The organism is Mesorhizobium sp. P2_B11 (genome assembly GCF_056404855.1).
The window spans coordinates 279834-300789 of sequence record NZ_JBFUDF010000006.1; the positions used below are offsets into that span (position 1 = coordinate 279834).

A 20956-nucleotide genomic window follows, 5' to 3' on the forward strand; every position below is an offset into this window, starting at 1 on the left:
TAGCGGACTCCGCTCAGATCAATGTCGGGAAGTGGCAGGCCACCTTGCGGCCGGGCTTGCGCTCCTCAAGCACGGGCCGTTCTGTGCGGCACCTTTCCACCGCGATCGGACATCTCGGATGGAAGCGGCAGCCGGACGGCGGGTTGAGCGGGCTCGGCACGTCACCCGTCAGGATAATGCGCTTGCGCGTCCCGCTCGGCGTCGTCTCGACAATGGGAACGGCCGAGATCAGCGCCTGGCTGTAAGGATGGGCCGGTGTTGCAAACAATTCTTCGGCTGGCCCCTCCTCGACGATCGAGCCGAGATACATGACCGCGATGCGGGTCGAGACCTGGCGCACCACCGACAAATCGTGGGCGATGAAGATGTAGGTGAGCTTCAGCTTCTCCTGAAGGTCGGCAAGCAGGTTGACGATCTGCGCCTGCACCGAAACGTCGAGCGCGGAGACCGGTTCGTCCAGCACGACAAGATCGGGATTGAGCGCAATTGCCCGCGCAATGCCGACACGCTGGCGCTGCCCGCCCGAGAATTCATGGGGATAGCGCATGACATGGTCCGGCAGCAGTCCAACGAGGTCGAACAGTTCCGCGACTCGCTGGGTAATCTCGCGGGACGAAAGCTTGCCATGGATGCGCAGCGGCTCGGCCACCAGGTCGCCAACACGGCGGCGCGGATTGAGCGAGGCCGACGGGTCCTGGAAAACCATTTGCAGTCGGCGCCGCAGCGGCCTGAGTTCGGACAGCGATTTTGTCGTGATGTCGTCGCCTTCGAACAGAAGCTTGCCGTCCGTGATGTCGTAGAGCCGCACCAGGCAGCGCGCCAGCGTGGACTTGCCGCAACCGGATTCGCCGACCAGCCCGACGGTCTCGCCGCGCCACACCGTCAGCGAGACATTGTCGACGGCATGCACGGTTCGCCTGCCTTCGGCGGAAAAACGCGTGCCGATAGCAAAACGCTTGCCCAGCGAACGCGTCTCGAGAATTGGGCTGTCGATCATCGCTTCGCTCATGCCTGCGCCACCCGGTAGCATGCGGCGGCATGGGTGCCGCCCCTGAGGTCAGGCTTGCCGGTCGCGCAGGGCTCGTACTGAACCGGGCAGCGCGGACCGAAAGCACAGCCTTGCGGCAGCCGCAGCAACGATGGCGGCGAGCCGGGGATGGCCGGCAGGCGGCGCGGTTTGTCGCCGGTCAGCGGCGGGATTGAACCAAGCAGCGCGCGCGTATAGGGGTGCCGTGGGTCGGAAAACAGCTCCATGCGGCTGCCACGCTCCACCACCCGGCCGGCATACATGACCATGACCCGGTCGGCGAGTTCGGAGACCACGCCCATATCATGGGTGATGAAGACGACCGCCGATTTGTGTGTTGCGCGCAGCTTGCGCACGAGGTCGAGAATGCCGGCCTGCACCGTCACGTCGAGCGCCATGGTCGGCTCGTCCGCCACCAGCAGGGCCGGATTGCAGGACAGCGCCATGGCGATCACCGCCCGCTGACGCATGCCGCCGGAAAGCTGGTGCGGATAGCGCGACATGGCCTCATGCGGGTTGGGGAAATTCACCTCGGCCAGCAGTTCTTCGACGCGCTCCATCGCCTTGGCCTTGCTGACATTGCGATGCGCGCGGATCTGCTCGGCGATCTGCCAGCCGATCGTGTAGACCGGCGTCAGCGCCGTCATCGGATCCTGGAAGATCATGGCGATTTCGTTGCCGCGCAGGCGCCTGAGCTCGCGCGCCGGCAGCCCCACCAGTTCGCGGCCCTTGTAGCGGATCGAGCCTTCGATAACGGCGTTGGGGTCTGTGATGAGGCCCATCACCGCCAGCAGCGACACCGTCTTGCCCGAACCGGATTCGCCGACGACGCCGAGGATCTCGCTTTCTTCGAGATCGAAGGAAACGCCATCGATGGCGCGCACCAGGCCGTCATTGGTGCGGAAGGAAACTTTGAGGTCGCGCACCGACAGTATCATGATGTCCTCAGGCGCGGATCGAGAAGGATGTAGACGAAATCGACCACGGCGTTGGCGATGACCACGAACATGGAGGCATACATCACCGTCGCCATGATCATGGGCAAATCGAGGTTCTGCAGCGCGTCATAGGTGAGCTTGCCGATGCCGTGCAGTCCGAACACCACCTCGGTCAGCAAAGCGGAACCGCCCACCAGCGCGCCGAAATCCAGGCCGAACAGAGTGACGAAGGCAATCAGCGAGGTGCGCAAGGCATGGCGCAGCAGGATGCGCGTTTCCGACAGGCCTTTGGCGCGGGCGGTGCGGATATAGTCCTCCTGCATGGATTCGATGATCGCCGCGCGCAGGACGCGCCCGTAAATGCCGATGTAAAGGATGGCCAGCGTGATCCACGGAATGACCAGGGTCAGGAACCAGCCTTTCGGATCGTCGGAGAAATTCTTGTAGCCGAGCGGCGGCACCCAGGAGAACGCCCAGCTGTCGTGATAACGGCTCTGGGTGATCAGGTTCATCACCTCGCCCAGCCAGTAGACCGGCATGGAAATGCCGAGCAGTCCCAAAGCCATGAGAAGCTTGTCCAGCCAGCTGTCGCGGGTGGCCGCGGCAACGACGCCGATGACTACGGAGACAACCACCCACAGGATCGCCGCCCCGAACACCAGCGACAACGTGACGGGGATCGAATCCATCACCGCCGGCACCACTTTCCAGCCCCGGTTGACGAAGGAGGTCAGGTCGCCGGTGACGAAGATCTTCTCCATCATCCTGAAATATTGGACGTAGAGCGGCTGGTCGAAGCCGAAGCTGTGGCGCACCGCTTCCAGCACTTCCGGCGACGCGTTGCGGCCGGCGATGCGCGCCGCCGGGTCGGCGCCGGGCGTGGCGAAGAAAATCAGGAAGACGATGACCGAAATGCCGAACATCACGAACAGCATCTGACCGAAGCGGCGCAGGATTGCGTAGATCATCAGTCGCGCCCCAGCCGCACCTTGGAGCGCGGGTCGAGCGCATCGCGCAGGCCGTCGCCGAAGACATTGAGCGTCATGACGGAAATCGCAATCGCCAGGCCCGGCACCAGCGCCACCAGCGGCCTGGTGTAGAGCAGTGCCTGTCCGTCCTGGATGATGGTGCCCCAGCTGGCGGCGGGAGGCTGGACGCCGATCGATAGGAAGGAAAGTGCGGATTCCGTCAGCATGTTCAGCGCCATCATCAGTGGCACGAAGACGATCAGCGTGGTGGTGATGTTGGGCAGGATGTCGCGCCACAGGATGCGCCATCCCGGCACGCCGAGATTGATCGCGGCGTATACGAATTCGCTGCTGCGCAGCGCCAGAACCTGGCCGCGTATCGGCCGCGCCACATAGGGTATGTAGACGATGCCGATGATGATGACCGGCAGCCACAGGCTGCCGGACTCGATCTCGATCGGCCCGATCGAAATGCCGTGCGCGATGGTGACGATGGAAAGCGAAATCGCCAGCAGATAGATCGGGAATGCCCAAAGCACGTCGAGAAAGCGCGACAGCACCGTATCGGTGATGCCGCCGAAATAGCCGGCGATCAGGCCCGCCAGCGTGCCGATGATCAGCGTGAAGATGGTGGCGGCGCCGGAAATCAACAGCGAACTCAGCCCGCCATAGAGCATACGGGCCATGACATCGCGGCCCTGGCTGTCGGCGCCGAGGAAGTAATTGCCGAGCCGCCAGGTCGGACCGATCGGCGTATAGCCGAGACCAAGTCCTTCCGTCGACTGTTCCATCACGGGGACATCGACGCCGTCGATCTGGATGACGGCGTCGAGCGTCGAGGCGAACGGGTCCGTGCCTGCCCATTTCGCGTAGAGCGGTGCGCTGAGGCAGGCAAGGACGATGAGGAGAAACACGGCCAGGGACGCCATGGCGGCCCTGTCCGTTGCCAGCTTCGCAAACGCGACGGCCCAGGGCCCTCGCGTCTTGCGCGGCATGGCGACAGCTTGGTTCGACACCGGCGTGCCTCTCCGCAGTTCGTTACTGCACCCAGGCCATTACTGCACCCAGGATTGGGTGATCATCCAGTTGAACTGCCGGTTGAACTTGAAATTGCCAACCCGTTTGCTGACGAAGTCAAGCCGCTTCGGCGTGAACAGGCCGACGGCCGGCGCCTTGTCGGTGATCTGCTTGTCGATTTCGGCCCACATCTTGTCGGCGGCTGTCTGATCGGTCACGCCGAGGTCGAGCGCCTTCTGCATCTTGGCGTCGATATCCTTGTCGCAGAAGCCGGCGATGTTGATCGAGGCATCCGACCCTTCACGGAAGGAAGCGCAGGAGAACAGGATGTTCAGGAAGTCCGAAGCCGCAGGATAGTCCTTGTACCACTGGGTGATGGACATCTGCACTTTGTTGTTGGTGTTCTGGATGTAGGTGAACTGGATGTTGGACGAGATCGGCTTGACGTCCGCGACATAGCCGATGCTGGTCAACACGCTCTGCAGATAGACGCCGATGGAGCGTGAGATGGCGGTGTCCTCGGCGATGATGGTCACCTTCTGGCCCTTGGTGCCGGATTCCTCGACCAACTGCTTTGCCTTGTCGAGATCGGGCGCCGACCATTTGGCGCCGGGGTTCTTGGTGAAGGGGCAATAGTCCTCATGACCGGGGAAATCCGGCGGCAGAACCTGGCAGACCGGCGAGGCCAGCACCTTGCCGCCGAACAGCTTGACCAGCGTATTGCGGTCGACTGCATAGGCAACAGCCTGGCGCGCTTTCTCGTTGTCGAAGGGAGCCAGTCGGTTGTTCAGCGGTGCGTACCACCAGGCCGAAAGCGGCGAGATGTGCAGCTGGTCCATGAACTTGCTGCCGAGTTCGCCGAGGCGATCGCTCGGCAGTGCGTCGAACATCCAGTCCGCTTCACCATTCTGGATTGCGGAGACGGCCGCCTCCTCGGACAGGCCGAAATCATATTGTACGACATCCGGGTAACCGTCGGGCTGGGCTTCCTCGCTCCACTGCTTGAAGTTCGGATTGCGCGACACCGTCATGCCCTTGTTGGGGTCGAAAGCGGAAATCATGTAGGCGCCGGTGCTGGGGATGGGCTTGGAGCCCATGTCTTCGGCGGGCGTGTTCGCCGGCAACACAACGGCATGCGGCAAGGCAAGCTTGTAGAAGATCTCCGCGTCGGGCTTGGTGAGATTGATGGTGATCGTGCCGGCGGCTTCGTCGCCGACTACACCACCCTCGAGCGTGCAGCTCTTGGCGTCGGCCAGGCATTTGTCGGCCCCGACAATGCCGGCATAGAAGGTGCCGGAGGTCGGTCCGGAAATCTTGAAGATGCGCTGGAAAGAGGCGACGACGTCCTTCACGCCGAGATCCTGGCCGTCGGAGAACTTGATGCCCTTGCGCAGCTTGAAGGTGAAGGTCTTGCCGTCATTGGTAACCTCAGGCAGCGCCTCGGCCAGATCGGGCACGACGGTGAAGCCGTCCATGCCTTCGGCCTTGCGGAAGGCAACCAGGCCGTCATAGATCGGCTGGTACATCTGCCAGCCCTGGTCAGTGTAGTTGATGTGCGGATCGAGCGTTCCGGCCGCCGAGCGGGCCAAAAGGCGGATGGTGCCACCTCGGTGTTCCCTAAGATATTCGGCCTGCGCCGGGGCCAGCCATGTGCCGGCCAGCAAGGCTGCGGCTGACGCCGCCAAAAGCAGTTTCTTCATGTGTTATTCCCCTTTTTCTCAGTTATCGTTGTCGTCTAGGAAGTCACCCACCAGCCGCATGCACGCCTCTTGCTCCTCGACATGCGGCATGTGGCTGGAATGCTCGAATATCTCCCAGTGCGATCCCTTGATGCCGTCCTTGAAGGGCTGCACCGTCGCGGGCGTCGCCTCGTCGTAGCGGCCGGAAATGATCAGCGTCGGAACATCGATGGCCGGCAGTCGGTCGATGATGCTCCAGTCCTTCAGTGTTCCGATGACGTGAAACTCGTTCGGCCCGTTCATCACATGATAGACGGTCGGATTGCGCGCGATCTGGGCGAAAGTTTCGGTCACTTCGGGCGGGAACGGCACGCGGCAGACATGCCGTTCGTAGAACCGCATCGTCGCTTCCTGATAGGCCGGATCGTCCGTCGTGCCGGCCTGCTCATGGCGGGTCAGCGTCTCCTGCACATCTACAGACAGGTCGGCGCGCAGCCGGTTGGCTTCCTCGACCCACAGCTTCATCGAAGCCGGCGAATTGGCGATGGTCAGCGACTTCAGGCCTTTCGGCCGGATCACCCCATATTCGGCGCCCAGCATGCCGCCCCAGCTCTGGCCGAGGACATGGAAGCCGTCGCGAATGCCGAGACGGTCGACGAGGTTTTCAAGCTCGTCGATGAAAAGCCCGGGCGTCCAGAAGTCGGCGCCTTTTTCTGGCAGCAAGGTGGAGTTGCCGCAGCCCAATTGGTCGTAGTGGATGACGGCGCGGCCGCGTCGGGCAAGAAGCTTGTAGGCATCGACATAATTGTGCGCGGCGCCCGGCCCGCCATGCAGGATCACCACCGGGGCCTTGTCGGCATCGAGGTCGCCGGAGATTCGATACCAGGTTTCGTAGCTGCCGAAGGCGGCCCGCCCCTGCCTACCACTGATCTCAGACGACATCCCGGCTCCTTGCATGTTTGAAGGCATCTCGTTGTTGGGCCTAGTTCACCTTGCGGCTGGTTTGCACCCATTCTTCCAGCATCTGCACGCCGAACGCCGTCGCGCCTTCCCGGCCGAGCGGCTGATCCTTGTCGGCCATTTCCTTGCCGGCTATGTCGAGATGCACCCAGGGCCGATCCTGCGTGAAGTGGCGCAGGAACGCCGCCGCATAGGGCGCGTCGCCGTCTTCCATGTCCTTGGCGTGGTGCCTTATGTCGGCGAATGGCGACTGCAGCCCCTCATCGTAAGCCCGGTCGAGCGGCAGCTGCCAGAACCGCTCGCCGACCGTTTCTCCGGCCGCGATCATCTGCGTCGCGATGGCATTGTCGGTGCTGAACAGGCCGGCGAATATCGATCCCAGGCCGCGCATCACCGAATAGGTCAGCGTCGCCAGATCGACGATCACCGAGGGATTGAAGCGCGAAGCCGCATAGTAAAGGCAGTCGGCCAGGATCAGCCGCCCTTCCGCGTCCGTGTCGAACACTTCTACCGTCTGGCCAGAGGCCGTGGTGATGATGTCGCGCGGTTTGAGCGCGGTGCCGGATGGCATGTTTTCTGCAATGCCCAGAACGCCGATGGCATGCACCGGGCTGCCTTGCCGGGCCAGCGCGATCAGCAGCCCGACCACGGCGGCCGCGCCACCCATATCGGCCTTCATGTCGAACATCTGCTCGCCGCGCTTGATGCAGAGGCCGCCGGAATCGAAGCAGACGCCCTTGCCGACGAAAGCCATCGGCTGTGCGGGAGCCCCCTTGCCGCGGTAGCGCAGCACGGCAACGCGTGGCGGCCGCACTGACCCTGACCCGACGGCCAGGATGGCATTCATGCCGAGCTCTTTCAGCTTAGCCGTATCGAGGATCTCGACGTCGATACCGGCTTCGCGCAGCGGCTCCAGATGATCGTGGAAATTGTCGGGATGAAGATGGTTCGGCGGCAGGTTGACCAGCGTGCGCGCATATTCGACGCCGTCGGCGATGGCGTTGATCCGCGCCAGCGCCGGGGCGAGTTCCGCGCCGCTTGCGCCGACCAGTTGCACCCGCAGGGTTCGGTCCGCGCCGGCTCCCTGCCGTTGGTTGCGCATGTCGAAACGATAGCGCCGGAGCCGCATGCCGAGCGCGACGCGCGCCAGAATTTCCGCGCCTGGCAGATCGACGCCGGCGATCGGGTCCAGGAGCAAGGTAGCGGCACACTCGCTCTTGCCCTCAAGATGCGCGGCAAGCAGACCCCCGGCACGCGCCAGAGACCGCGCACTCACGGTCTCTGCCTTGCCCAGGGCGAGGACGATGACGCGCCGGGTCGACACTGCCTGCGGCGCGATCACATCGATGCAGGTGCCGATCTCGGCCAGAGCGTCCGCATCGGAGCAGGCGCGAGACAAAATCCCGCTCAATTCAGCATCCAGTGCCGCCGCCCGGGGGCCAAAGCCTGCCTGGGCGGTTTGCAGGATCACGACGACAGAGGCTTCCGCCGAAATCTCGTCGACCGCTTCAAAGACCGGCACTGGCGATTGAGGCATAAGCAGTCATTCTCCCATTTTGCTCCGGCCTCAGCGCAGCTTGCGCAAAGCTTCGCCCGCCAGCGGTGGAAACCGATCAGGCCGGTCTGCCGTTGGTGGAATGGTGCCGGAGGCCCCAAATAATCGTTTTCTGATGGCGACTTGGTCGCTCTTACCTTCTGGGTATCCCCGAACGGCCCAGGTGATCAAACGCCAATTTTGCCCAAGTCGATTGACAAAAACTCAACTGACAATTCATGATCGGGCGATGGCGCTACCCTCACTGAATGGCATGCGCGCTTTCGAGGCTGCTGCACGCCTCGGCAGCATCAAGGATGCAGCAGAGGAATTGCACCTGACGCCGTCGGCGGTGAGCCGTCACATCCGGGCGCTTGAACGAAATCTCGGCCAGGATCTGTTCGAGCGCGGCTTTCGCCAGATAACGCCGACGATCAGAGGTTCCTACTATGCGCGCGGCCTCTCCGAAGCGTTCGAGGCTATCTGGCGCGCCACCGACGATGTCAGCGTCTCCGATGGCCCCAGCCACAACAAGGCCCAACGTGTCAGGGTCTTGTGCGTACCGGCGGTTCTGAACCTTTGGCTGGCCGACAGGTTGCCAAATTTTCGCCGGCTGCATCCGACCGTCGATCTGGAGATTTCCACGTCCGGCAAGCGGGCCAACTTCGATTTGGCGATTGTCGACGAGTTCGTCTACAAGGCCGGCCCGGCGCTGACGCTGCTGATCCCGCTGTTGCTGACGCCGGTCTGCGCGCCCTCGCTGCTGGAGGGACCGGTGCCGCTGCGATCGCCCGCCGATCTGGTCAATCATCACCTGATCCATGAATGCGAGACCATGCGATGGAAGCGATGGCTCGAACAGGAAGGCGTGTTGGACACCACGCCAAAATCGAGCACGACCCTCGATGACTGCACCTTGATCATGCGCGAGGCGATAAACGGCGCCGGTATAGCGCTGGCCGACACGATGATGGCGCAGGATCTTCTGCAGCAGGGAAAGCTGGTCGCCCCGTTTCGCGCCCGCCACACCTATCCGGCCGGCATCTATTTGCATCAGCGTCGCAGCATCGGCAACAAGCCGGGCACCGGCCTGTTCCAGGACTGGCTGCTGGCCGAGATCGACGATCACAAACGGACGATGGCCATTCCCTAGAGCGTTTCACCGTTTCACAGAAACGGCGAACCGCTCTATGTCTTTGTTTTCACGCAATTCCGGACGGGAAAACCGCACACACTTTCCCTGGAATTGCTCTAGACGGCCAGCAAAAAAGGCGGCAGCTCCTTGAGCCACCGCCTTCTTTAATTCCCCGAACGAAAAATCAGCCCTTGATGGCGGCAAGCACGTCGTCATAAGCCTTGCAGGCCTCGGCAGCCGTGGTGGCGCCGGAATATTTGGTGGTGACCGCCTGAACCTTGGCGGTGAGATCGGCCGCCTTGGACGGATCCTTGGTGATCGCCTCCTGCAGGGCGGTCGTCACATCCTGAGCCTTCTTGGTCAGCATTTCGGACGTGCACTCAGGCGCCTTCGAGCAGGCCGATGCGGCAAGCATGGCGACACCCACGCCAACGAGCAAAAACTTCTTCATGTCAGTCATCTCCTCACAAAGGCAGAACTTGATCGTCGCTGCCTTCCAACGGCCGAAGCCTAGCGTCCCATAGCTGCCGATTGCGGCAAAACGCAACGCGCGCACCGCATAAACTTGTGTAACGCGGCTGCAACATCGCGGGCGGCCTGAATTCAGGCCGCCCGCGTGAGTGGGAGCAAGGTTCAGCCGCGAGGCTGCAGTAGCGCCAGCACAGCCGTCGCCGCGGCAAGGACCGCGGTAAGGGTCAAGGGCCCCGTGGCGCCATAGGTGTCCACGACATAGCCCCCGACAACCGCACCGGCGGTGATGGCAACCTGGAAGGAGGTGACCATCAGACTGCCCGCTGCTTCCAGCGCATCAGGTGCCGCGCGGGACATATTGGTCGGCAGCACCACCGGTGCCATGCCAAAGGCGAAGCCCCACAGCGTAACAAAGCCGAAGGCGACACCGATTTGCGCGCCCCAAAGCACCAAAGCGAGTGCCGCAAACGCCATCAACGCGGCGGTAACTGCGAGCGCCATGTGGATGTTGGCGTCGGCCAAGCGGCCACCGGCAATATTGCCGATCACAGCAGCAATGCCGAACCCGAGCAGCGCCAGGGCAATTGGCCCGGTTGTGAGAAGCGTCACGTGTTCGAGGAAGGGGCGCACATAGACCGAGCCGGCGAAATGCCCGGTCATCAGCAAAACAATGGCCAGCATGCCGAGTTGAATGCCACGCCGCCGCGTCAGCCGAAATACATCGGCAAGGCTATTGCTTGCGCTTGCAGGCAAGGTCGGCAGGCTGAGAAACTGCAGCAGCATGGCAACCAGGGCCAGCCCCGCTGTCATGGCCATGGCGCTGCGCCATCCCAGCCAGTCGCTGATCAACGCCCCCATCGATGGCGCGGCAATCGTGGCAAGCGAGACGCCGAGGGTGACGATGGCCATGCCCCGACCGGTCGCATTGGCGCCAACCAGCCTCGCCACGACCGCTACCGAAAGTGCCCAGAAAGCGCTGAGCGCAATGCCGAGCCCGGCCCGACCTACCAGCAGCAGCCAGAAATTGGGCGCCAGCGCTGCAAGAATATTGGAAGCGACCGCCAGGGCCATGAGGCCAACCAGCACGGTCTTGCGGTTCAACCGGCCGATGAGAACATTGCTCAGCATGGCCGTCACGGCGCCGACCGAAGCGGTGGCGGTGACGACCTGTCCGGCCGTTCCCTCGCTGATGGCGAGATCGCGCGCCATTGGCGTCAGCAGACCCGCCGGCAGGAATTCGGCGGAGACCAGGGCAAAGCTGGTGGCCGCCAATGAAAGGACCGCGAACCAGGTGCCAGCGCTCCACGCGGTTGGCGCATCGGCGTCAAGGCCGATCGCGGTGTCTTCAAGCTGTAATGTTGTGTCAGTCACGGAAGGATCTCCAAAGTTTGGAGATCTTAGATAGGCGAGTCCGCCCGGATGATATGTACCCTAAAATCCGAAATTCATATCTATTCGTCCGGGAATTGTGCGACGCACAACGCCTGGCGAAACATTGGTAATGCGCTTGAACGCGCGAGCGAAGGATGCCTCGGAATCATAGCCCAAACGGGTAGCGACTTCGGCAACCGACAAGCCGTTCTGGCCCAGCAGTTCCCGGGCAAGCTGCATGCGCATGCGGGCGAGATAGTGTGCGGCACCCTCGCCCAAGACAGCGCTGAAGCGCTCGGCGAAAATCGAACGCGATTGGCCTGCCACGCCGGCGAGGCTTCCCAGCGTCCAGTTGTGGCCGGGGTCGCGATGCATGGCTGCCAGAGCGCGGCCGATATGCGGGTCGCGGATGGCTGCGAGCCAACCGGTGGTCGAAGCGCCATTGCAATTGACCCAGCAGCGGATGAGCCGGGCTGTCAGCAAGTCCGCCATACGCGACAGGATCGTGGCGCTGCCCATCTGCGGCTGTGAGGCCTCGACCGTCATGGCTGCCAGCAAAGGGCCGACGATCGGGTCATTGCCGGCCACGTCGCAACCCTTGATGACAGGCGGCATCAACGTGATCAACGGGTTGAGCGCACAGGAGCCCAGGGCCATCGAGCCGCAGAAAAGCGTGCTTGTCGCGCCCGTTCCCTGCCTTACCACTTCGCAGACGTTGCCGCCCAGCTTGATCACCTGGCAACCCTCGAGCGAGTCGACTTCAACGTCGGGCGCGCTCGCCATGCGATGGGCGATGCCTTGCGGCAGCAGCACCAGATCGCCATCGCGCAACTCCTGCCAGCCTTGCGCTTCGGTATGGATCCAGCATGGACCCTGACCGACAAAGTGAAACCGAAGCAGCTGTTGCTGCGGAAAGTCTATGCTCCACGGATGCCGGAGCTCGCAGCGGCCATAGTTGACGCCACTCAAGCGAAAGTCCTGCAGAACTTCGCTGAGCGCATCCATCGGGATATGCGGCGGCGAAGACGGGTGGGACGAATGGTCAAGCATTTGGCAAATATAGATGCCGAGCGTCCGACAGGCAAGCGGAGACCATTGTTCCACCGGAGGAATCGCGTCAACGGCACCTACCCGTCATGGCAGGCTTCCCACCCTTGCCTCTAGCTCCAACTGCATGCAAGGAGTGCTGCTGAACACGGGGACAAGAGGCATGGCAGCGGAAGCATCGGGCAGCGATCTCATTCAGGTGGTGGCGCTGCTTGCCGCAGGCGTCGTCGCCGTTCCGATCTTCAAGCGCATGGGCCTGGGCTCAATCCTCGGCTATCTCGCCGCCGGCGTCGTCATCGGCCCGTTCGGTATCCGCATCTTTTCCGAATCGGAGGCCATCCTGCATGTCGCCGAACTCGGCGTCGTCATGTTCCTGTTCATCATCGGGCTGGAGATGCAGCCGTCGCGGCTATGGGGCCTGCGCCGCGAAATTTTCGGCCTCGGCGCGCTGCAGGTCGGCGTCTGCGCGGTGCTTCTGACCCTCGTCGGACTGGCGGGCGGCTTTCCGATCGCGCAGTCCTTCGTTGCCGGCGCGGGATTCGTGCTGACCTCGACGGCGATCGTCATGCAGCTTCTGGAAGAGCGCGGCGAGATGGCCAGCCCGAAGGGCCAGCGCATCGTGTCCATCCTGCTGCTCGAGGATCTGGCAATCGTGCCGCTTCTGGCGCTGGTCGCCTTCCTGGCGCCGGGCGGTGCCGAGATGACCCTGCAGCAAAGGCTGACCGAGGTCGGCATCGGCCTTGGCGCCATCGTCGGGCTGGTGGTGGCGGGCCGCTATCTGCTCAATCCGTTCTTCCGCATCCTGGCCGACGCCAAGGCGCGCGAGGTGATGACGGCGGCCGCACTTCTGGTGGTTCTTGGGTCGGCGCTGGTCATGCAGCTGTCCGGCCTGTCGATGGCGATGGGCGCGTTCCTGGCCGGCGTGCTTCTGTCCGAATCGACCTTCCGCCACCAGCTGGAGGCCGACATCGAACCGTTCCGCGGCGTCCTGCTCGGCCTGTTCTTCCTTGCCGTCGGCATGTCGCTCGACCTGCATGTGGTGGTCGACAACTGGCGGCTCGTCGCCATCTATGTCGTCGCCTACATGGTGATGAAGGCGCTCGGCATCTATCTCGTCGCCCGCATGCTGAAGAGCGGCCATCGCGAAGCGCTGGAGCGGGCCGTGTTCATGGCGCAGGGCGGCGAATTCGCCTTTGTGCTCTATTCGGCGGCAGCGGCAGTCGGCATCATCGACAGCCGGGCCAACGCCACGCTGACCGCGATCATCATCATCTCCATGGTGCTGACGCCGCTGGCCATCATCGTGCTCAAATATCTGACGCCGCGCGACGAGCAGTCGCTGGAAGGCGTCGACGTCGCTGAAGGCCTGACCGGCAGTGTTCTGGTCATCGGCTTCGGCCGCTTCGGCCAGATCGCCAGCCAGCCGCTTTTGTTGCGCGGCATCGACGTGTCGATCATCGACAATGACGTCGAAATGATCCAGGCGGCCGCCGATTTCGGCTTCAAGGTCTATTATGGCGACGGCACGCGGCTCGACATTTTGCGCGCCGCCGGTGCTGGCCGCGCACGCGCGGTGCTGATCTGCGTCGACAAGGCGGACGCTGCCGTTCGCATTGCCGAACTGATCAAGGCGGAGTTCCCGCTGCTGACGGTTCTTGCGCGCGCCTACGATCGCGGCACCGCGCTGTCGCTCATCCGCGTCGGCGTGGATTTCCAGCTTCGCGAAACCTTCGAATCGGCCCTCGTCTTCGGCGGCTCGGCGCTTGAAGCGCTTGGCGTCGAACCGGAAGAAGTCGCCGACGTCATCGAGGATGTCCGGCGCCGCGACAATGACCGCTTCGAGACGCAGCTGGCGGAAGGCATACGGGCTGGCCGACGCTTCCTGAGGGGCAATATCGGCACGCCTATACCGACGCCGCTCGCCCCGCCGCGCCGGCCTGGCCAGGCGCTGAATGAAGAAACCGCCGGTGTGTTGAACAAATCCGAACCCGCCCAGCCAGAGGAAGGCCGATGACCGCATTGGATGAGCGCGCGCTCGCCGTCACAAAATTCTGGCGCGAGGCCGGCGAAGACGCCTGGTTCGAAAAGAACTACGCTTTCGACGCGGATTTTCGCAGCCGGTTCCTCGACCTGCATTATGCGGCCGCGCGGCGCGAATGCGATGCCTGGTCGGAGCATGCCGAGGGCTCGCTGGCGCTGATGATCCTGCTCGACCAGTTTCCGCGCAACTGCTTTCGCGGCTGCGGCCACATGTATGCCACCGATCCGCTGGCAAGGCATTTTGCCGCCAAGGCGATCGCTGCCGGCCAAGACCTTGCGCTGGAAGAGGACCTGCGCGTATTCCTGTATTTGCCCTACGAACATTCGGAATCGCCCACCGATCAAGACAGATCGGTCGAGCTCACAACCGCCAGCGCGCCGGAGTATATCAAATACGCGATCGAGCACCGCTTCATCATCAAGCGTTTCGGTCGCTTTCCGCATCGGAACAAGATGCTTGGCCGCGAAACGACAGCGGACGAACAGGCATTTCTCGATGGCGGCGGCTTCTCAGGTTAGCTTAGCCACCAGTCGCGGCCGGACGCCAGCCGCTCTATGCCCGACGTATCGACGCCGCTGAGCCGCTCGCTCACGCTGCGGCCGCCAACCGCCAGCTCCGGCGCGATCTCGGCCAGGGGCGCCAGCACGAAGGCGCGCTCGAGCATCCTGGGATGCGGCACTTCCAGCCCGGTCTCATGGATGATGCGGTCGCCGAATACCAATATGTCGATGTCGATCAGTCGCGGCCCCCAGCGCTCCTCGCGCACCCGCTTCAGCTTGCGCTCGGCCTCAAGGCAGAGGTCGAGCAGCGCCCTTGGCGCCAGCGCCGTCGAGATTTCGGCAGCGGCATTCAAGAAATCCGGCTGGTCGAGCTTTCCCCAGGGCGGCGTGCGGTAGAGCGATGAGACGGCCATGACGCGCGTGTCATCGTCGGCGTCGAGCAGGCGCAGCGCCGTGGCCATCGAGGCCGCGGGATCGCCGAGATTGCCGCCAAGGCTGAGATAGACCGTGTTACTCGGGCCAGACAACGGTCACCTCGACATAATCGAGCACGCCGGGCACCGGCGCGTTCGGTTTGCGCACGGTGATCTCGGCCTTCCTGATCTGCGGAAACCGCGCCGTCAGCGCCTTCGCCACTTCGAGCGCCAGCGCCTCGATCAGGAAACGGCGATGTCCGGTGACGATCTTTTCAATCACCGTGAAGGCAATGCCGTAATTGACGGTGTCCTCGATGGAATCATCCTCCAGCGGGCGGCTGGGCTCGACCGTCAACTCGGCATCGACATAGAAACGCTGGCCAAGCGCCTCCTCCTCGTCCAGCACGCCGTGCCGGGCAAAGAAGGCGCAGTTCTTCATGCGGATGACGTACATTTCTTGGCTTCCTGGGCTCAGTGTCCCGGCTTTTCACGCGCCAGCATAGCATCCGCCATGGCCAGTGCGTCCACGTTGATTGCGACATCATGAACGCGAAACAGATCGGCGCCCTTGAGCCTGAGGATGACGCTGGTGGCCGCTGTCCCGGCGCCGCGCTCGGGCGCTTCGCGGCCGGTGACGGTGCCGATGAAGCGTTTTCTGGACGTGCCGGCCATCAAGGGAAAGCCCAGCGCCGTCAGTTCGGAAAACCGCGCCATCAGGTCGAGGTTTTCCTCCGCCGTCTCCTTGGCGAAGCCGAAGCCGGCATCGAGCACGATATGGCTATCCTGCACGCCGCTGCGCTTGGCGATTTCCAGCGATGCTTTGAGGAAGAAAAACTGGTCGTCGATGACATCGGACAGTTTTTGCCGCTCGCGCCCGGTATGCATGATGACAAGCCCGGCGCCGGTCTCGGCGGCGACGCGGGCAATGCCTGATACACGCTGCAAGCCCCAGACATCGTTGACGATATGCGCCCCGGCGGCAACGGCCAGGCGCGCGGTTTCCTCGCGATAGGTATCGACCGAGATCAGTGCTTCACCAGACGCCGCGAGCGCGGCGATCACCGGCAGGATGCGCGCCTGCTCTTCCCCAGCGGTTACGGGAGAGGCGCCGGGGCGCGTCGATTCTCCGCCGATGTCGATAATGGCAGCGCCCTCTTCCACCATGCGGCGCGCCTGGCTCACCGCCTGGTCAGGCGCAACGAACTGTCCGCCATCCGAAAAACTGTCCGGCGTGACGTTGAGAATGCCGACCACCATGGCCTTCTCGCCAAGGTCGAGATGACGCCCATGCGCCAGTTGCCATCGCCTTGTCGTCATTGTCCTTCAACGTGTCTCATTGGCATGTGGCTCATCGGGCGCTTGCAATCCATCAACGATGCGTGATCGGTGGAAGATCAATTCCGTTGCGCCGGCAACGGCCGTAAAGCAAGGTGAGTGAAGAGGCAACATGATGAAACGACCCCTGCTCTGCGCCCTGATGCTGGCTTTGACCGTTTTGCCGGCGGGTGCTGCCAATCTGGTGAAGACCTACAGCTATTTTGGCATCGGCGGCAGCACGCTCGATGCCATCGAGACACAATTGTCGACACATGGACCCGAGGTGAAAAGCACCGGGATGCGGCATCCGGGCGCCACCCAGATGGCATTCACCACCCGCATCAGCTACGCGCAAACCGCCGATAGCTGCCGCATCGCCAAGGCCGCCGTCACCGTCAAGGTAAAGGTAATCCTTCCGCAATGGCGCAGGCCGCGCAAGGCCGACGCCGATGTCAGGCTCTTCTGGGATACGCTGTCGGCGGACATCAAGCGCCATGAGGAGCGCCATGTCGAGATCGCGAAGAATCACGGCCGTCAGCTCGAAGACGCGCTGAACGCCAGCTACCCGCAAAAGACCTGCGCCGAGGCGAAGGCCAAGGCGGCTGAGATCACCGCGGCCGAACTCGCCAGGCATGACCAGGACCAGCTGCGCTTCGACCGTGTCGAGGGCGTCAACTTCGAAAGCCGCATCCTGCGGCTGCTGCGCTACCGCATGCAGCGCGTCGAGAACGGCCAGCTTCCGCCCGGCTGATCACAAGCCAAAGTCGCCGAAGCATGAGGCCAGTCACGAAAAGTTTTCGGGCAAGGGTCGAAATCGGCCTATAGGGAACGACATATGTCAGGCTCGCTCGACGCGAGCTTCGAGACACGAGATCAAGACCAATCGAGGCGGCGGACAGCGGAGCGGCCATTTGGCGCCGCGCAATCGCTCGCCAGGCATTGTGGATGAACTGATATGGACCAGGCTGTCGACAAGCCGGTGATGGCGGCCGCGCCGCTGACGGAGAGCGAAAAGAACGTCATCATCGCCGGCATCCTGTTGTCGATGCTCCTGGCGGCGCTCGACCAGACCATCGTCGCGCCGGCCATGCCGACCATCGGCCGTTCGCTCGGCCATGCCGACTATCTGCCGTGGATCGTGACCGGCTATCTGCTGACGGCGACCGCCATGGCGCCGCTCTACGGCAAGATCTCCGACGTCTATGGCCGCCGGCCGACCGTCTATGCGGCGATCCTGATCTTCCTCGCGGGATCGCTGGTCAGCGCCATGGCCCCCAACATGTTCGTGCTGGTCATCGGCCGGGCAATCCAGGGTGCCGGCGGCGGCGGCCTGTTTGCCCTGGCGCAGATCGTCATCGGCGACCTGGTGCCGCCACGTGAACGGGCGCGTTATGCCGCCTGGATTTCGGGAACCTGGGCTGTCGCCAGCATCGCCGGACCGTTGCTCGGCGGCGGTTTTGCCGAACATCTGCACTGGTCGCTGATCTTCTGGATCAACATCCCGCTTGGCCTGGTGGCCATGGCGATCATCAACAAGCCGCTGCGCAAGCTGCCGGTCGCCGCAAAGCGGCACCGCATCGACGCGCTGGGCGCTCTGCTTCTGGTGGTGGCGACGGCATTGCTATTGCTGGCGCTCAACTGGGGCGGCAGCGCCTATCCCTGGGCCTCGCGCGAGATCCTCGGTCTGCTCGCGTGTTCGGCGGTCTTCTGGGGCGCGTTTGCACTGCGGCTGATGCGGGCAGCCGAGCCGCTGATTTCATTGGAAGTGCTCAGCAACCCGATCGTGCTTGCCGGCACGGCGTCGATGTTCCTGCTGCAGGCCGCCAATATCGGCCTGTCGGTGTACCTGCCGGTCTATCTGCAGTCGATCATCGGCCTGTCGGTCAGCCAGTCGGGCCTTGCCATGCTCGGCCTGCTGCTCGGCACGGTCGCCGGCGCGACATTCAGCGGCCGCACGATCCCGCGCTTCTTTCACTACAAGCGCATCGCCATGGTCGGCGTTCTCTTCGCCATCATCTGCCTTGGCGTGCTCAGCCTGGTCGCCGGCCGTGCCTCGCTGCTGGTGGTCGAGCTCTTGACCATCTGCATTGGACTTGGAAGCGGCACCACCTTCCCGGTTGCCACCGTGTCGGTCCAGAACGCGGTCGACCGCGCGCATCTCGGCGTCGCCACCGGCGTGCTGACCTTTCTGCGTTCGCTCGGCAGCGCGCTCGGCGTCGCCATGCTCGGCGCGGTCGCGCTCGGCTACGGCTTGCCGCTTGCCGGCGAAGGCGTGCCGGCTGCCGGACAGATCGTCTCGGCAACGCCATTCATGATGATCTTCCTTGCCGCGGCCATCACGCTCGTGCTGGCGCTGATCACGCTGGCGCTGATGCCGGAGAAGTCGCTGCGCGGCCGCGACGAGGCCGAGGCGCCAGTCGTTCTGGTGGAGTGATCCGCAAAGCCCTGAAGGCCTTACTCCACGACGCCGAGCTTCTTCTGCAGGCTGGTTGAGGAGGTCGTGTACTGGAAGACGATGCGTTCGCCGGGGCTGATGACGCGCTTGGCCGCTTGCGCCATCAGCGCCACCTCGTGGAAGCCAGACAGGATCAGCTTTAGCTTGCCGGGATAGGTGTTGATGTCGCCGACGGCGAAGATGCCGGGTACCGAGGTCTGGAATTTTTCCGTATCGACCGAAATGAGGTTCTCGTGAAGGTTCAACCCCCATTCGGCGATCGGGCCGAGCTTCATGGTCAGGCCGAAGAAGGGCAGCATGCGCGTGCACGGCACCTCGATATCGCCGTCAGGCCCGCCCTTGATGGTCGCTGACGCCAGCTGGCCGTCGGCGCCGGTCAGACCGCTTACCTGGCCGACGCGGAACTCCAGCTGCTTCATCTCCTGCATGGCGTACATCTTGTTGACGCTGTCGGGCGCGGCGCGGAATTCCGGGCGGCGGTGAACCAGCGTGACGCTTTTTGCCACCGGCTGCAGGTTCAGCGTCCAGTCGAGCGCGGAATCGCCGCCACCGACGATGACGAGATCGTGGCCGCGGAAATCCTCCATGCGGCGCACCGAATAGAAGACGCTCTTGCCCTCATAGGCCTCGATGCCGGGAATGGGCGGCCGCTTGGGCTGGAACGAGCCGCCGCCGGCGGCGATCACCACCACCTTGGCCTCGAATACCTCATTCTCGTCGGTCGTGACGCGAAAGGAGCCATCCTCCAGCTTTTCCAGGCTGGAGACCATGCGGTTGTAGGTGAAATCAGGCTTGAACGGATGGATCTGCTCGATCAGCTTGTCGACCAGCCCTTGCGCCGAGATCAAGGGCCAGCCCGGAATGTCGTAGATCGGCTTTTCCGGATAGAGTTCAGCGCACTGGCCGCCGGGCCGGTCAAGGATGTCGATCAAATGGCACTTCATGTCGAGGAGGCCGAGTTCGAACACGGCGAACAGGCCGACCGGCCCTGCCCCGACAATGAGTGCGTCCGTCTTGATTACATCGGTCATGCCAAGTGAGCCTCATTGCCAAAACTGGGCCAAACTGCATGAGCATTGGCCCGCTGCCAAGCGGCAGCGGCAAAAATCGGCTGGAACGGGAAGTTCAGCCCTGGCGGGCGGGCACGCGCACGACGAGGCCGTCAAGGGCGTCGCGCACCTTGATCTGGCAGGACAGGCGCGAGTTCGGCTGGACGTCATAGGCGAAGTCCAGCATGTCCTCTTCCATCGCCTCCGGCTCGCCGACCTCGGCCGTCCAGGCTTCGTCGACATAGACATGGCAGGTTGCGCAGGCGCAGGCGCCGCCGCATTCGGCCTCGATGCCCGGCACCGCATTGCGGATCGCATTCTCCATGACGGTCGAGCCGTTTTCGGCCTCGACATCGAAAGAGGTGCCGTCATGGGCGATGAAGGTCAGCTTGGTCATTTGTCACCTGAAGGGAGTCTCAGCCGAGATAATCACTCCGCCGGACAAGTCAACTGCGGCGCGAAAGCGCCGCTTTGTGACGTTTTTTCGGAAAGCTGGCTAAAGCGCGCCCTGGCCCGGCCGATTCATGCCAGTGGCGGCTGCCGAGCGGCAGCCATTACCGGTTGATGGCGGCGATGAAATCGCGCACTTCCTCGATCAGGACGCCGAGGCGCTTGAGGCTGCGTGCATCTTCCGGCTGCTGTTCGATCAATGAGGCGCAGTCGGCGATGGCAAAGGCGCCGACGCCGCGCGCCGAACCTTTCAGCCCGTGTGCCAGAAGCAGCCGCTCCCTGACGTCGGCATCGATGATCTTGTCGCGGACGGAAAGCGCCTGCTGTACGAACAGTGCCAACACCTCTTGTTCGAGGGCGCGATCGCCCATTGTCTGGCGGGCCAGATGGGCCAGATCCACCGGCCGCGAACGGGCCGGACCCGACGCATCGCCGCCCGGCATTGAGAAGGCAATGCCGCTTTCACCGCGTACCAATTTGAAGCTCCTTGTCCCGATCGCCGTCAAAAAAATAGGCGATTTCCGTCGCCAACGCGTTAATGTATGGGCTGGAAAATTGTTGCCGTAGAGGCGGCCAAATCA

At 63.2% G+C, this 20956-nt stretch carries 21 protein-coding genes; 5 read left to right on the forward strand and 16 right to left on the reverse strand.

From position 1 onward, the window contains the following. Window positions 1–13: 13 nt before the first annotated feature. The 7 genes from AC1DYJ_RS20800 to AC1DYJ_RS20830 are packed head-to-tail and all read right to left on the reverse strand — an operon-like array spanning window position 14 to window position 8126. Window positions 14–1009, reverse strand: a complete 996-nt coding sequence (locus tag AC1DYJ_RS20800; RefSeq protein WP_477284454.1) for an ABC transporter ATP-binding protein — start codon at window positions 1007–1009, stop codon at window positions 14–16. Then, complete coding sequence (locus AC1DYJ_RS20805; protein WP_477284456.1) at window positions 1006–1965, reverse strand: ABC transporter ATP-binding protein; 960 nt, start codon at window positions 1963–1965, stop codon at window positions 1006–1008. The genes AC1DYJ_RS20800 and AC1DYJ_RS20805 overlap by 4 nt, the downstream gene beginning before the upstream one ends. Continuing rightward, the gene (locus AC1DYJ_RS20810; RefSeq protein WP_477284458.1) at window positions 1962–2933 is read right to left on the reverse strand and encodes an ABC transporter permease; all 972 of its coding nucleotides are present in this window, start codon (window positions 2931–2933) and stop codon (window positions 1962–1964) included. Before AC1DYJ_RS20810 ends, AC1DYJ_RS20805 begins: the two co-directional genes overlap by 4 nt. After that, on the reverse strand, window positions 2933–3949 hold the full coding sequence (locus AC1DYJ_RS20815; protein ID WP_477284460.1) for an ABC transporter permease: 1017 nt from the start codon (window positions 3947–3949) through the stop codon (window positions 2933–2935). Before AC1DYJ_RS20815 ends, AC1DYJ_RS20810 begins: the two co-directional genes overlap by 1 nt. Window positions 3950–3988: 39 nt before the next feature. Continuing rightward, window positions 3989–5650 carry an ABC transporter substrate-binding protein gene (locus AC1DYJ_RS20820; protein WP_477284462.1) on the reverse strand — a complete coding sequence of 554 codons (1662 nt, stop codon included), beginning with the start codon at window positions 5648–5650 and terminating at the stop codon, window positions 3989–3991. A gap of 18 nt (window positions 5651–5668) precedes the next feature. Beyond that, complete coding sequence (locus tag AC1DYJ_RS20825) at window positions 5669–6571, reverse strand: proline iminopeptidase-family hydrolase (RefSeq protein WP_477284464.1); 903 nt, start codon at window positions 6569–6571, stop codon at window positions 5669–5671. 40 nt (window positions 6572–6611) lie between these two features. Then, window positions 6612–8126, reverse strand: a complete 1515-nt coding sequence (locus AC1DYJ_RS20830; protein ID WP_477426228.1) for a leucyl aminopeptidase — start codon at window positions 8124–8126, stop codon at window positions 6612–6614. A gap of 100 nt (window positions 8127–8226) precedes the next feature. Here AC1DYJ_RS20830 and AC1DYJ_RS20835 point away from each other — a divergent pair, with 100 nt between their 5' ends. After that, window positions 8227–9276 carry a LysR family transcriptional regulator gene (locus AC1DYJ_RS20835; RefSeq protein WP_477284468.1) on the forward strand — a complete coding sequence of 350 codons (1050 nt, stop codon included), beginning with the start codon at window positions 8227–8229 and terminating at the stop codon, window positions 9274–9276. Between the two features lie 166 nt (window positions 9277–9442). On the opposite strand, the gene AC1DYJ_RS20840 is transcribed toward AC1DYJ_RS20835, so the two are convergent. The 3 genes from AC1DYJ_RS20840 to AC1DYJ_RS20850 form a co-directional block, all read right to left on the reverse strand. Then, window positions 9443–9709, reverse strand: a complete 267-nt coding sequence (locus tag AC1DYJ_RS20840; protein WP_477284470.1) for a hypothetical protein — start codon at window positions 9707–9709, stop codon at window positions 9443–9445. Window positions 9710–9891: 182 nt separating this feature from the next. Continuing rightward, the gene (locus AC1DYJ_RS20845) at window positions 9892–11100 is read right to left on the reverse strand and encodes an MFS transporter (protein ID WP_477284471.1); all 1209 of its coding nucleotides are present in this window, start codon (window positions 11098–11100) and stop codon (window positions 9892–9894) included. 60 nt (window positions 11101–11160) lie between these two features. Beyond that, window positions 11161–12150 (reverse strand): AraC family transcriptional regulator, encoded by a 990-nt coding sequence (locus AC1DYJ_RS20850; protein WP_477284473.1) that lies wholly within the window; start codon window positions 12148–12150, stop codon window positions 11161–11163. A gap of 160 nt (window positions 12151–12310) precedes the next feature. Between AC1DYJ_RS20850 and AC1DYJ_RS20855 the strand changes: the two genes are divergently transcribed. Both AC1DYJ_RS20855 and AC1DYJ_RS20860 read left to right on the forward strand, forming a co-directional pair. Then, the gene (locus AC1DYJ_RS20855; protein ID WP_477284475.1) at window positions 12311–14161 is read left to right on the forward strand and encodes a monovalent cation:proton antiporter-2 (CPA2) family protein; all 1851 of its coding nucleotides are present in this window, start codon (window positions 12311–12313) and stop codon (window positions 14159–14161) included. Next, window positions 14158–14706: a DUF924 family protein gene (locus AC1DYJ_RS20860; protein WP_477284477.1), complete on the forward strand. Its 549-nt coding sequence runs from the start codon at window positions 14158–14160 to the stop codon at window positions 14704–14706. Before AC1DYJ_RS20855 ends, AC1DYJ_RS20860 begins: the two co-directional genes overlap by 4 nt. Here AC1DYJ_RS20860 and folK read toward each other — a convergent pair. From folK to folP, 3 genes are read right to left on the reverse strand one after another with little or no spacing between them, the layout of a single operon-like run. After that, window positions 14703–15215, reverse strand: coding sequence for a 2-amino-4-hydroxy-6-hydroxymethyldihydropteridine diphosphokinase (gene folK / locus AC1DYJ_RS20865; protein WP_477284479.1), 513 nt, complete (start codon window positions 15213–15215; stop codon window positions 14703–14705). The two genes, AC1DYJ_RS20860 and folK, sit on opposite strands and share 4 nt — an antisense overlap. Continuing rightward, window positions 15199–15558: a dihydroneopterin aldolase gene (gene folB, locus AC1DYJ_RS20870; protein ID WP_112395424.1), complete on the reverse strand. Its 360-nt coding sequence runs from the start codon at window positions 15556–15558 to the stop codon at window positions 15199–15201. Before folB ends, folK begins: the two co-directional genes overlap by 17 nt. Window positions 15559–15575: 17 nt before the next feature. Beyond that, window positions 15576–16421 carry a dihydropteroate synthase gene (folP, locus tag AC1DYJ_RS20875; protein ID WP_477284481.1) on the reverse strand — a complete coding sequence of 282 codons (846 nt, stop codon included), beginning with the start codon at window positions 16419–16421 and terminating at the stop codon, window positions 15576–15578. 130 nt (window positions 16422–16551) lie between these two features. On the opposite strand from folP, the gene AC1DYJ_RS20880 reads away from it, so the two are divergent. Both AC1DYJ_RS20880 and AC1DYJ_RS20885 read left to right on the forward strand, forming a co-directional pair. Continuing rightward, window positions 16552–17172, forward strand: coding sequence for a DUF922 domain-containing Zn-dependent protease (locus AC1DYJ_RS20880; protein ID WP_477284483.1), 621 nt, complete (start codon window positions 16552–16554; stop codon window positions 17170–17172). A gap of 204 nt (window positions 17173–17376) precedes the next feature. Beyond that, on the forward strand, window positions 17377–18855 hold the full coding sequence (locus AC1DYJ_RS20885; RefSeq protein ID WP_477284485.1) for an MDR family MFS transporter: 1479 nt from the start codon (window positions 17377–17379) through the stop codon (window positions 18853–18855). 20 nt (window positions 18856–18875) lie between these two features. Here AC1DYJ_RS20885 and AC1DYJ_RS20890 read toward each other — a convergent pair whose 3' ends face one another. The 3 genes from AC1DYJ_RS20890 to AC1DYJ_RS20900 all read right to left on the reverse strand — a co-directional run bounded on the left by AC1DYJ_RS20890 (window position 18876) and on the right by AC1DYJ_RS20900 (window position 20818). After that, window positions 18876–19907 (reverse strand): NAD(P)/FAD-dependent oxidoreductase, encoded by a 1032-nt coding sequence (locus tag AC1DYJ_RS20890; RefSeq protein ID WP_477284487.1) that lies wholly within the window; start codon window positions 19905–19907, stop codon window positions 18876–18878. Between the two features lie 94 nt (window positions 19908–20001). Further along, window positions 20002–20322, reverse strand: coding sequence for a 2Fe-2S iron-sulfur cluster-binding protein (locus tag AC1DYJ_RS20895; RefSeq protein ID WP_181057164.1), 321 nt, complete (start codon window positions 20320–20322; stop codon window positions 20002–20004). Window positions 20323–20479: 157 nt separating this feature from the next. Next, on the reverse strand, window positions 20480–20818 hold the full coding sequence (locus AC1DYJ_RS20900) for an Hpt domain-containing protein (RefSeq protein WP_477284844.1): 339 nt from the start codon (window positions 20816–20818) through the stop codon (window positions 20480–20482). Window positions 20819–20956: the final 138 nt, after the last annotated feature.

What these genes read in the sequence shown, in the direction of transcription:
- AC1DYJ_RS20800 (WP_477284454.1), bottom strand. Translation starts at nt 1,009, where the DNA reads ATGAGCGAAGCGATGATCGACAGCCCAATTCTCGAGACGCGTTCGCTG.
- AC1DYJ_RS20805 (WP_477284456.1), bottom strand. Translation starts at nt 1,965, where the DNA reads ATGATACTGTCGGTGCGCGACCTCAAAGTTTCCTTCCGCACCAATGAC.
- AC1DYJ_RS20810 (WP_477284458.1), bottom strand. Translation starts at nt 2,933, where the DNA reads ATGATCTACGCAATCCTGCGCCGCTTCGGTCAGATGCTGTTCGTGATG.
- AC1DYJ_RS20820 (WP_477284462.1), bottom strand. Translation starts at nt 5,650, where the DNA reads ATGAAGAAACTGCTTTTGGCGGCGTCAGCCGCAGCCTTGCTGGCCGGC.
- AC1DYJ_RS20825 (WP_477284464.1), bottom strand. Translation starts at nt 6,571, where the DNA reads ATGTCGTCTGAGATCAGTGGTAGGCAGGGGCGGGCCGCCTTCGGCAGC.
- AC1DYJ_RS20830 (WP_477426228.1), bottom strand. Translation starts at nt 8,126, where the DNA reads ATGCCTCAATCGCCAGTGCCGGTCTTTGAAGCGGTCGACGAGATTTCG.
- AC1DYJ_RS20835 (WP_477284468.1), top strand. Translation starts at nt 8,227, where the DNA reads ATGGTGCCGGAGGCCCCAAATAATCGTTTTCTGATGGCGACTTGGTCG.
- AC1DYJ_RS20840 (WP_477284470.1), bottom strand. Translation starts at nt 9,709, where the DNA reads ATGAAGAAGTTTTTGCTCGTTGGCGTGGGTGTCGCCATGCTTGCCGCA.
- AC1DYJ_RS20850 (WP_477284473.1), bottom strand. Translation starts at nt 12,150, where the DNA reads ATGCTTGACCATTCGTCCCACCCGTCTTCGCCGCCGCATATCCCGATG.
- AC1DYJ_RS20855 (WP_477284475.1), top strand. Translation starts at nt 12,311, where the DNA reads ATGGCAGCGGAAGCATCGGGCAGCGATCTCATTCAGGTGGTGGCGCTG.
- AC1DYJ_RS20860 (WP_477284477.1), top strand. Translation starts at nt 14,158, where the DNA reads ATGACCGCATTGGATGAGCGCGCGCTCGCCGTCACAAAATTCTGGCGC.
- folB (WP_112395424.1), bottom strand. Translation starts at nt 15,558, where the DNA reads ATGTACGTCATCCGCATGAAGAACTGCGCCTTCTTTGCCCGGCACGGC.
- folP (WP_477284481.1), bottom strand. Translation starts at nt 16,421, where the DNA reads ATGACGACAAGGCGATGGCAACTGGCGCATGGGCGTCATCTCGACCTT.
- AC1DYJ_RS20880 (WP_477284483.1), top strand. Translation starts at nt 16,552, where the DNA reads ATGATGAAACGACCCCTGCTCTGCGCCCTGATGCTGGCTTTGACCGTT.
- AC1DYJ_RS20885 (WP_477284485.1), top strand. Translation starts at nt 17,377, where the DNA reads ATGGACCAGGCTGTCGACAAGCCGGTGATGGCGGCCGCGCCGCTGACG.
- AC1DYJ_RS20890 (WP_477284487.1), bottom strand. Translation starts at nt 19,907, where the DNA reads ATGACCGATGTAATCAAGACGGACGCACTCATTGTCGGGGCAGGGCCG.
- AC1DYJ_RS20895 (WP_181057164.1), bottom strand. Translation starts at nt 20,322, where the DNA reads ATGACCAAGCTGACCTTCATCGCCCATGACGGCACCTCTTTCGATGTC.
- AC1DYJ_RS20900 (WP_477284844.1), bottom strand. Translation starts at nt 20,818, where the DNA reads ATGCCGGGCGGCGATGCGTCGGGTCCGGCCCGTTCGCGGCCGGTGGAT.